General features: G+C 72.9%; 8 protein-coding genes and 1 pseudogene. 6 read left to right on the top strand and 3 right to left on the bottom strand.

Annotated elements, in window-relative coordinates:
- The 3 genes from AC1DY2_RS09445 to AC1DY2_RS09455 all read right to left on the bottom strand — a co-directional run.
- Positions 1-531: LLM class flavin-dependent oxidoreductase (locus AC1DY2_RS09445; protein WP_476762184.1), on the bottom strand; the 531-nt coding region annotated here is incomplete at its 3' end.
- On the bottom strand, positions 521-1,891 hold the full coding sequence (locus tag AC1DY2_RS09450; protein ID WP_476762185.1) for an NtaA/DmoA family FMN-dependent monooxygenase: 1,371 nt from the start codon (positions 1,889-1,891) through the stop codon (positions 521-523). The genes AC1DY2_RS09445 and AC1DY2_RS09450, both read right to left, overlap by 11 nt.
- Entirely contained in the window at positions 1,888-3,078 is a 1,191-nt protein-coding gene (locus AC1DY2_RS09455) for an LLM class flavin-dependent oxidoreductase (protein WP_476762186.1), read from the bottom strand. The genes AC1DY2_RS09450 and AC1DY2_RS09455 overlap by 4 nt, the downstream gene beginning before the upstream one ends.
- Before the next feature lie 239 nt (positions 3,079-3,317).
- Here AC1DY2_RS09455 and AC1DY2_RS09460 point away from each other — a divergent pair, with 239 nt between their 5' ends.
- From AC1DY2_RS09460 to AC1DY2_RS09485, 6 genes and pseudogenes are all read left to right on the top strand, one after another.
- On the top strand, positions 3,318-4,442 hold the full coding sequence (locus AC1DY2_RS09460; protein ID WP_476762187.1) for an LLM class flavin-dependent oxidoreductase: 1,125 nt from the start codon (positions 3,318-3,320) through the stop codon (positions 4,440-4,442).
- Complete coding sequence (locus tag AC1DY2_RS09465) at positions 4,436-5,431, top strand: ABC transporter permease (protein ID WP_476762188.1); 996 nt, start codon at positions 4,436-4,438, stop codon at positions 5,429-5,431. The genes AC1DY2_RS09460 and AC1DY2_RS09465 overlap by 7 nt, the downstream gene beginning before the upstream one ends.
- Complete coding sequence (locus AC1DY2_RS09470; RefSeq protein ID WP_476762189.1) at positions 5,428-6,375, top strand: ABC transporter permease; 948 nt, start codon at positions 5,428-5,430, stop codon at positions 6,373-6,375. Before AC1DY2_RS09465 ends, AC1DY2_RS09470 begins: the two co-directional genes overlap by 4 nt.
- The gene (locus AC1DY2_RS09475; RefSeq protein ID WP_476762190.1) at positions 6,372-8,087 is read left to right on the top strand and encodes a dipeptide ABC transporter ATP-binding protein; all 1,716 of its coding nucleotides are present in this window, start codon (positions 6,372-6,374) and stop codon (positions 8,085-8,087) included. Before AC1DY2_RS09470 ends, AC1DY2_RS09475 begins: the two co-directional genes overlap by 4 nt.
- Positions 8,088-8,145: 58 nt before the next feature.
- Complete coding sequence (locus AC1DY2_RS09480; RefSeq protein WP_476762191.1) at positions 8,146-9,765, top strand: ABC transporter substrate-binding protein; 1,620 nt, start codon at positions 8,146-8,148, stop codon at positions 9,763-9,765.
- Positions 9,766-9,781: 16 nt separating this feature from the next.
- Positions 9,782-9,965 (top strand): annotated as a pseudogene (locus AC1DY2_RS09485) (M20/M25/M40 family metallo-hydrolase); the annotation flags it as partial.

The following is a 9,965-nucleotide window of genomic DNA, read 5'->3' on the forward strand; positions in this document are numbered from 1 at the left end:
GCCCTGCAGCGCGAAGCGCGCACGGTCGAACGCGAACGGGCGCGCCGGCGGCACCACGAGGCCGTCGACGACCCGGTTCTCCACGGTGTCGGATGCCACAGGGGCCGCCTTCTCGGCTTCGGGTGCGGCGCCGGCAGCCGCCGGCGGCGGGAACCCCGACCGCCCGAGCCCGAGGTCGACCCGGTCGGGCCAGAGCGCCGCGACCGTGCCGAGCGCCTCGGCCACCTGCAGCGGCTCGTAGTTGCCGAGGATCGTGGCGGCCGTGCCGACGCGGATGTGCCCGGTCGCCCCCGCGATGATGCCGAGCAGCGTGTGCGGCGCCGATCCGGCGACCCCCGGATTCAGGTGGTGCTCGGCGAGCCAGTAGCGCGCGTACCCGAACGCCTCCGCTCGCTGGGCGAGGTCGATCGAGTTGCGCAGCGCCTCGCCGGCGGTCGAACCCGCCGCGATGGGCACGAGGTCGAGCACCGCGAGCGGCACGCGCCTCGCGCGCGACCCTCGGCCCGCGGCATCCGTGGTCTCAGCCGACACGACGCACCTCCTCGGCGAGCTCGGTCGGCTCCGGGAGTCCGAGCGTGCGGCGCAGGGTGGCGCCCTCCTCGTATTCGGTGCGGTACACGCCGCGGTCCTGCAGCTCGGGGATGACCCGCTCGACGAACTCGTCGAGGCCGTGCGGCGACGTGGTTCCGACGATGACGAACCCGTCGGTGGCCCGCTCCTGCACGTAGCGGTCGAGCTCCGCGGCGACGGTGGCGGGCGCGCCGACGAACGACTGGCGTCCGGCGACCGCGATGACGAGCTCTCGGATGCTGAGCCCCTCCGCCTCCGAGCGCGCCCGCCAGCCCTGGGCGATCTGCACGGCGTTGGGGTACCGCGGTGCCCAGCCCTTGGTGATCGAGGCCTCGGGGTCGGGGTCGAACTCGGGCAGCGGGCCGTCGGGGTCGCGATCCGAGAGGTCGACGCCCCAGACCTGCTCGAGCACGGTGATGGCGGTCTTCGGACCGACCTGCGCGAGCGCGTCCTCGCGGGCGCGCTCGGCCGCCTCGGCCTCGGTGTCGCCGAGCGCGAAGGTGACGGCCGGCAGGATCTTCAGCGAGTCCTCGGTGCGGCCGCGGCCCGCGAGCCGGCCCTTCACGTCGCGGTAGAACTGCTGCGCCTCCTCGAACGCGCTGTGCCGCGAGAAGATGACCTCGGCGTGCTCGGCGGCGAAGTCGCGGCCGTCGGCCGAGTCGCCCGCCTGCACGATCACCGGATAGCCCTGCGGGCTGCGCGGCACGTTGAACCGGCCGGCCACGTCGAACTGCGGACCGCGGTGCGCGAACGCCTCGATCCCGTCGTCGGCGAGGAACCGTCCGCCCGCCCGGTCGGCCACGATCGCGTCGGGCGACCAGCTGTCCCACAGCTCCTTCGCGAGGCTGACGAACTCGGATGCCCGGGTGTAGCGGTCGGCGTGGTCGAGGAAGCCGCCGCGGCGGAAGTTCGCGCCGTGGAACGCGTCCGAGCTTGTCACGACGTTCCAGCCGGCGCGTCCGTTCGAGAGGTGGTCGAGCGTCGCGAGCTGGCGTGCGAGCTCGTAGGGCTCGTTGAACGTCGCGCTCAGCGTGCCCACGAGCCCGATGTGCCGCGTGACGGCGGCCAGCGCCGTGAGCACCGCGAGGGTGTTCGGTCGTCCGACGACATCCAGGTCGTGGATGAGCCCCTTGTGCTCGCGCAGCCGCAGCCCCTCGGCGAGGAACAGGTAGTCGAACCGGCCGCGCTCGGCGGTGCGGGCGAAGTGCTCGAAGGCGCTGAAGTCGATCTGGCTGCGCTGCAGCGGGTCGCTCCACACGGTGGTGTTGTTGACGCCGGGGAAATGGGCGGCCAGGTGCACCTGGCGGGGTGTCGTGCTCATGCTGCGGTCTCCTCCACGGCGTAGCGGTTGGCGGGGCGCTCGAAGCCGAGGCGCTCGCGCAGGGTCGTGCCGGCGGCATCCGCTCGGTCGAAGGCCGGGAGCACCCACTCGGCGAGTTGGTCGAGGTCTCGGGTGAGGCGGGCGGGGCGCAGACGCACGCCGTCGTAGCCGAGCGCGGTCCACGCGTCGATCTGCTCCACCAGTGCTTCGGGCGTGCCCGCGAAGATGAGGGCGTCGGATGTCGCGGGCGCGCCGTGCCAGGCGTCGAGCCGTTCGAGTGCGGCGGCGGCACCCGCGGCGGTCGCTTCGAGGAGCACGACGGCGTCGGCGAGCACCGAGAGCGGCCTGCCATCCCGGCCGACGCGGGACTCGGCGTCGCGCACCTCGGCGAGGATCGAGGCCGCCTGCAGGTCGTCGTGCGGCGTCACGAACACGAGGTCCGCGCTCGTCGCCGCGAGCTCGTAGGGGATCGTCTGGTGCGCGAGCGCGGTGACGAGGGGCTGGCCCTGCGGGGAGCRCGGGGTGATCGAGGGACCCTTCACCGAGAAGCGCTCGCCCTCGAAGTCGGCGTAGTGCAGCTTGTCGTGGTCGACGAAGCGCGCCGTGGCGGCATCGCGGATGATCGCGTCGTCCTCCCAGCTGTCCCAGAGGCGGCGCACGACCTCGACGACGTCGCGGGCCTCGTCGAAGAGGTCGCGCACGACCTCGGAGTCGCCGCGGCGCACGGCGTCGTAGTCGAGCGGGGCGATCTCGCGCCGGCCGAAGTGGCGGGCCTCGTGCGCCGCCCCAGACACCTGCACGCGCCAGCCGGCCCGGCCGCGGCTCGCGAAGTCGAGCGTCTGCAGGCCGGTCGCGACGTGGAACGGCTCGGTATGGGTCGTGGTCACCGTGGGCACGAGCCCGATCCGGCTCGTGGACGGCGCGATGAGGGAGGCGATGAGCAGCGCATCGAGCCGGCCGCGCACCTGGTCGACACGGTCGTCGACGCCCCAGAACGACGAGGACTGCACGCCGAGGGCGTCCTCGATGGTGAGGAAGTCGACGCCGGCGCGTTCGGCCGTGCGTGCGAGTTCGATCCAGTAACCGGGGCTGAACAGCTCGGCCGGCCGGGCCGAGGGGTCGCGCCACGCGGCCGGGTGCCAGCCGGCGCCGTCGAGGGCGAGGGCGATGKTGGTTCGTCGTGTCATAGCGGCCACTCTCGGCTGGGCCGGGCGGCCGTGCAACAGCCTTCGTCACAGGACGCCGCCGATCGCAACATCCCTTCATCCGRCGCCTTCCGGCGACCGATTCGGCGCGTCATCCGCCGTCGCAATCGCCACATCGCTTCACGCTGCGTCACGCGGCGTGACGACGTTTGCGGCACGCTCCGAGCCGGCGAAACAGTGGTGCCGACCGCACCGAACCACCACGTGAAGAGGGAGACCCCGTGACGCCGACCACCGAGATCACCGAACCCGCATCCGTGGGCGCATCCGCACCGACCACTCGGCGACCCCTGGCGACCCTCGCCTTCCTCACGCCCGGCAACTACGACGACGCGTACCCCGAGCTGGGCCTCGAGGAGACGTTGCGCCTGTTCGAGGCGAGCGAGGGACTCGGGTTCGACGGCGCTTGGGTGCGGCAGCGGCACCTCGAGCACGGGGTCTCGTCGGCGGCGGTGTTCCTCGCCGCCGCCTCCCAGCGCACGTCCCGCATCCAGCTCGGCACCGGGGTGATCCCGATCGGGTACGAGAGCCCGTTCCGCCTCGCCGAGGACCTCTCCACGGCGGATGTGCTCTCGGGCGGACGACTGCAGGTGGGACTCAGCGCGGGCCGGCCGCCTCACGTGGAGCTCATCGGCGCGCGCGTCTTCGACGGCGACTGGACCGGGCAGGACTTCTCGCACGGCCGCATCGAACGGCTCCTCGAGAACCTCGACGGCGGGTTCCTCGGCGACGAGACGACGGTCATCCACTCGCCCGGCAACATCCAGCGTCCACGGCTCCAGCCGCACAGCCCCGGCCTCCGCGACCGCATCTGGTACGGCGCGGGGTCCCGCCACTCCGCCGAGTGGGCCGCGAGCCGGGGCCTCGGCCTGCTCACGGGCAACATCGTCTCGGGCGAGACGACCGATGACTTCGCGACCGCCCAGCTGGCGGTGCTCGACCGCTACCGGGAGTCGTACCGGGGCCGGGGCGCGCCGCGCGTCGCGCTCGGGCGGGTGATCGTCCCCACCGACGGCGCCGACCGACGCACGCGCTCGCGGTACGAGGAGTATCGCGCGAGCCGCATCGAGCGCACCCTGCAGCCGCACGGCGAGCGGCGCACCCTGTTCGCCCGCGACCTCGTGGGCAGCGCCGAGGAGATCCTCGAGCAGCTCGCCGCAGACCCGGTGGTGGCGCGGATCACCGACCTGCGGCTCGAGCTGCCGTACGAGTTCTCGGGTGACGACTACCTCCAGATCCTCGAGGACGTCGCGACGCGCATCGCACCCGAACTCGGATGGGTGCCGGAGAGATCACGGGCGCAGGACGCGCCGGACGTGTCGGATGGAGGAGCCCAACGATGGTGAGGTATCTCGGCATCCGGCTCCTGCAGGCGGTGGGGGTGCTCTGGGCCGCGTACACCGTGGCGTTCCTCGTGCTCTACGCCCTGCCCGGCGACCCGGTGTCGCTGCTGGCCGGAGCCGACGCGAACGACATCAGTCCCGAGCAGCTCGACGCGCTGCGCGCGCAGTACGGCCTCGACCGGCCCCTCCTCGTGCAGTACCTCGACCAGCTCGCCGCCGCGTTGCACGGCGACCTCGGGCGCTCGCTCGTGAGCGGCCGGCCCGTCACCGAGGTCATCGGCGAGGCCATCCCGCCCACGGCGGCGATCGCGTCGGCGGCGCTCGTGCTCGCTGTCGTGTTCGGGGCCGGCCTCGCGATCCTCGCGAACTACACCCGCCGCGGGTGGCTCGCGAACGTGCTGCTCGGACTGCCCCCGCTCGGCGTCGCGATCCCGGCGTTCTGGTTCGGGCTGATGCTCATCCAGTGGTTCTCCTTCAGCCTGCCGATCTTCCCGGCGGTGGGAGACCGGGGACCGGCGTCGATCGTGCTCCCCGCGATCGCGCTCGCGCTGCCGACAGGGGCGATGATCGCCCAGTTGCTGTCGAAGAGCCTCGCGACCACGCTGTCGGAGCCGTACGTCGACACCGCATGGGCGAAGGGCGCCGATCGCGCCCGCGTGCACCTCGGGCATGCGCTGAAGAACGCCGCGCTGCCCGCCCTCACGATCACCGGGCTGATTGTCGGCCAGCTGCTGTCGGGAACGGTCGTCACCGAGACGGTCTTCTCACGGCCGGGACTCGGCCGGGTCACCGCGGGCGCCGTGCAGCAGCAGGACGTGCCCGTCGTGCAGGGCATCGTGCTGTTCGCCGCGGCGACGTTCGTCATCGCCAACCTGCTCGTCGACCTCGTGTACCCGCTCCTCGACCCCCGCATCCTCGGGGCCGGCGGCCGTTCCCGGTCGCGCACGCCACGACCCGCGTTCACGCCCGCCGCCAGGGAGGAGACCTCATGACCGAGACGGTCACGCTCACGTCGGGGGAGCGCCAGCAGTCCGACGACCTCTTCGCGGCCACCGCGTCGGCGAGGTTCGGCGACGCGGTGCGTTCGCGGTCGACGGATGCCGCGTCCCGCACGATCGGGGTCGCCGGACGGCTCGTCGCGCGGCCGACCCTCCTGGTCGCCGTCGTCTGGCTCGCGCTCGTCGTGCTCGCAGCGGTGGCCCCGCAGGTGCTCGCCCCGGGCGATCCGCTCGCGGGCGTGCCCGCCGATCGGCTGCAGCCGCCGTCGGCCGCGCACTGGTTCGGCACCGACCAGCTCGGCCGCGACCTGTTCACCCGCGTCGTGCACGGCACCGCCCTATCGCTCCAGGCCGCGGGCATCGCGGTCACGGTCGGGCTCGTCCTCGGCACGCTGCTCGGCCTGCTCGCCGGGTTCGTCGGCCGCTGGGTCGACGCGGGCGTCATGCGGTTCGCCGACGTGCTGCTCGCGATCCCCTCGCTGCTGCTGTCGCTCGCGATCATCACCGCGCTGGGCTTCGGCACGGTGAACGTGGCGATCGCGGTCGGCATCGCGAGCGTGGCATCCGTCTCCCGGATCATGCGATCCGAGGTGCTGCGGGTGCGCACCTCGGTGTACGTCGACGCCGCGCACGCGTCGGGCGACCGGTGGAGCCGGGTGTTGTTCCGGCACGTGCTGCCCAACTCGGCCGGCCCGGTGCTGGTGCTCGCGACGCTCGAGTTCGCCACCGCGATCCTCGCCGTGTCCGCCCTCAGCTTCCTCGGCTACGGCGCCCAGCCGCCTACGCCCGAGTGGGGATCGCTCGTCGCCGGAGGCCGCGACTTCCTCCGGAGCGCATGGTGGCTGACCACCATGCCGGGCCTCGTCATCGCCGCCACGGTGCTGGCCGCGAACCGGCTGTCCCACGCCCTCGACCTCGAACGGAGACGAGCACGATGAGCCTCGCAACCGATGTGCCGCCCACCGCCCGCACCGACATCGCGGCCGACGCGCCGCGGCCGGCCGACCTCCTCGTCGTCGACCGCCTCGCCGTGACCTACCGGGTGAACGGCGCGGTCATCGACGGCGTGCGTGAGGCGTCCCTCACCATCGGGCAGGGGGAGACGGTCGCGATCGTGGGGGAGTCCGGATCGGGCAAGTCCACCACCGCGCACGCGATCCTGCGCCTCCTGCCGCCGTCGGCGGCCATCGCGGGCGGCTCCGTGCGGTTCCGAGGCCGCGACCTCGCACAAGCGGGGGAGGCGGAGCTCCGTGGCATCCGGGGTCGGGCGATCGGATTCGTCCCGCAGGACCCGACGGTCAGCCTCAACCCGGTGCAGCGCATCGGCGACCAGGTCGGCGAGGTGCTGCGCATCCACGGGCTCGCCGACCGGCGCACCGCCCGGAACCGGGCCGTCGAGGCGCTCGCGGAGGCGGGCCTGCCCGACCCCGAGGTGCACGCCGAGCAGTACCCGCACGAGCTGTCGGGAGGCATGCGCCAGCGGGTGCTCATCGCGATCGCGATCATCGCCCGGCCGGCGCTCATCATCGCCGACGAGCCGACGAGCGCGCTCGACGTCACCGTGCAGCGTCAGATCCTCGACCGCATCGACGTGCTCAAGCGCGAGCTCGGCACGAGCGTGCTGCTCATCACGCACGACCTTGGAGTGGCCGCCGACCGCGCCGACCGCATCGTCGTGATGTCGCAGGGCGAGGTGGTCGAGACCGGCACCCCTGCCGAGGTGCTCGGCGCCCCGCGGCATCCGTACACGAAGCAGCTCATCGCGGCGGCGCCGAGCCTCGACGATCCGCGCTCCGTGTCGAGGGCGAGGGGGACGGCACCGGATGCCGCGACGGCGCCCGAGCCGCCAGTGCTCCTCGCGGCGATCGACCTGGTGAAGGAGTTCCCCGTCCCGCGCGCGGCCGGCGGCGGTACCCACCGGGCGGTCGACGGCGTGAGCTTCGCGATCCCGCGCGGTCGCACGCTGGCCGTCGTCGGGGAATCGGGGTCGGGCAAGTCGACGACCGCACGGCTCGTGCTGCGACTGGCCGACCCGACCTCGGGTCGCATCGAGTTCGCGGGCGACGACCTCACGCGGCTGGAGGGCCGGGCGCTGCGGCAGTTCCGCCGGCGCGCGCAGCTCGTGCACCAGAATCCGTACGCCTCGCTGAACCCCAGGCTGACGATCGGCGCGATCGTCGCCGATCCGCTCGAGGCGTTCCGGCTCGGCACCCGCGCGTCGCGGGCGCGGCGGGTGGCCGAGCTCATCGACGTCGTCGCCCTGCCGAGCAGCGTGCTGCGGCGCAAGCCGGCCGAGCTGTCGGGCGGGCAGCGGCAGCGCGTCGCCATCGCCCGCGCCCTCGCGATCTCGCCCGAACTCCTCGTGCTCGACGAGCCCGTCTCGGCGCTCGACGTCTCGATCCAGGACCAGATCCTCACGCTGCTCGTCGACATCCAACGCGAACTGGGGTTGAGCTACCTGTTCATCTCGCACGACCTCGCCGTGGTGCGCCGCATCGCGCACGAGGTCGTGGTCATGCGCGAGGGCCGGGTCGTCGAGAGCGGCGGCATCGACGCGGTGTTCCGGGCCCCTCGCGACCCGTACACGCGGGCTCTGCTCGACGCCATCCCGGGCTCCGATGCGGCGCGCACGCGGCATCCGGCCCACTGATCCACCCGATTCCATCCCGTCCACGCATTCCGAACCGACCGAACACCAGGAGCAGCACATGTCCATCCATCCCCGAACCGCCCTCGCCGCCGCCGTCGCGGCCACGACCCTCGCCCTCACGGGCTGCGCCACCGCCGCGAGCACCTCCGACGCGGCATCCGACACCGCCGTCACCGAGGGCGGCGACCTCGTCTTCGCCATCGGCAACGACCCGATCTCGCTGAACCCCTCGGGCACCGGCTCGGGCAACGACACCCTCTACGTCACGCGCCAGCTCGTCGACTCACTGCTCTACCAGGACCCCGAGAGCGGGGCGCTCGAGCCCTGGCTGGCCACCGAGTGGTCGAGCAACGACGACGCGACGGTGTTCACGTTCGAGCTGCGCGACGACGTGTCGTTCTCCGACGGTTCGCCGCTCACGGCCGCCGACGTCAAGGGCACCTTCGACGACATCGTCGCGGCGGGCGCCGAAAGCCAGGCGATCAGCTCCTTCATCGGGTACGCAGAGACGGTGGCCGTCGACGACGACACCGTCGAGGTGCACTTCGCCGCGCCGAACGCCGCGTTCCCGAGCTCGGCCGCATCGGTCGCGCTTGGCATCGTGGCGGACTCGACCCGTGCGACCCCGTTCGCCGAGCGCGCCGACGGCTCGGCCGTGGTGGGCAGCGGACCCTTCACGCTCGACGAGTACACGAAGGACGTGCAGACGGTGCTCGGGCGGCGCGACGACTACGCCTGGGGGCCGGCGCCCCTCGGCAACGACGGTGCGGCGCACCTCGACACCGTGACCTTCCAGGTCGTGCCCGAGGCGGGCGTGCGCACGGGCAGCCTGGCTTCCGCGCAGGTCGACGTCATCGGGGGCGTGCAGCCGATCGACGTGCAGACCCTCGAGGACGGCGGGTTCCCGCTCGTGCACCGCGGCAACCCCGGCGCCACGTTCGGCGTCTACTTCAACGAGGCGCGTCCCATCGTCGCCGACCGCACCGTGCGCGAGGCCATCGCGAACGCGATCGACGCCGAGGAGGTGCGCGACACCGCGCTCAACGACCTCTTCGCGGTGGCCACGAGCTCGCTCGCCGCGACGACGCCGGGGTTCGCCGACCAGTCGGGCAGCTTCGCCTTCGACCCCGACCACGCCGAGGAGCTGCTCGACGAGGCCGGCTGGGCGCCCGGATCCGACGGGATCCGCGAGCGCGACGGCGAGCGACTCTCGCTCGACCTCGCGTGGATCACGAACTTCGGCCCGAACCAGACGTCGCTCGAGCTCATCCAGCAGCAGTTGAAGGCGGTCGGCATCGAGGTGAACCTCGTGGGCGGCACGGTGCCGGAGTTCCTGAAGCTGCAGGAGTCGGGGGACTTCGACCTGTCCTGGCAGAACCTGTCGCGCGCCGACGGCGACGTGCTGCGCACCACGTACTCGACGGCGGCGACCAACCGGCTCCACCTCGACGACCCCGAGCTCGAGTCGCTGCTGCAGGAGCAGGCGGCGGTGGCGGATGCCGCGGGGCGCGATGCCGTGCTCGCCGACGCGCAGGAGCGCATCGCGACGGAGTTCCACCAGGTCCCGGTGCACGAGCTGACGTCGATCCTCGGCACCCAGCCGGCGGTGCACGGCGTGACGCTGGGCGCGGATTCGCGCCTCGACTCGCTCGTCGCGGCGTGGAAGTCCGCGGAGTAGGGGAACACTGAACGACATGGCTTCGAACGACGTTCCCCCGGCCGGCTCGCTGCTCGAGGAGGAGGCGCTGCGGTTCATCCGCGACCTCATCCGCATCGAGAGCGTGAACACCGGCGACCCCGACACGGTCGGCGACGGCGAGACCCGGGCCGCGCGCTCCGTGCAGGCGGCCCTCGAGGAGGCCGGCTACGCGACGACGT

The sequence above is a fragment of the Agromyces sp. P1_H4 genome (genome assembly GCF_056405255.1).

Bases quoted from the DNA above. Each gene is read 5' to 3' on its own strand.
- AC1DY2_RS09480 (WP_476762191.1), top strand. From the start codon at position 8,146: ATGTCCATCCATCCCCGAACCGCCCTCGCCGCCGCCGTCGCGGCCACG.
- AC1DY2_RS09465 (WP_476762188.1), top strand. From the start codon at position 4,436: ATGGTGAGGTATCTCGGCATCCGGCTCCTGCAGGCGGTGGGGGTGCTC.
- AC1DY2_RS09450 (WP_476762185.1), bottom strand. From the start codon at position 1,891: ATGAGCACGACACCCCGCCAGGTGCACCTGGCCGCCCATTTCCCCGGC.
- AC1DY2_RS09475 (WP_476762190.1), top strand. From the start codon at position 6,372: ATGAGCCTCGCAACCGATGTGCCGCCCACCGCCCGCACCGACATCGCG.
- AC1DY2_RS09470 (WP_476762189.1), top strand. From the start codon at position 5,428: ATGACCGAGACGGTCACGCTCACGTCGGGGGAGCGCCAGCAGTCCGAC.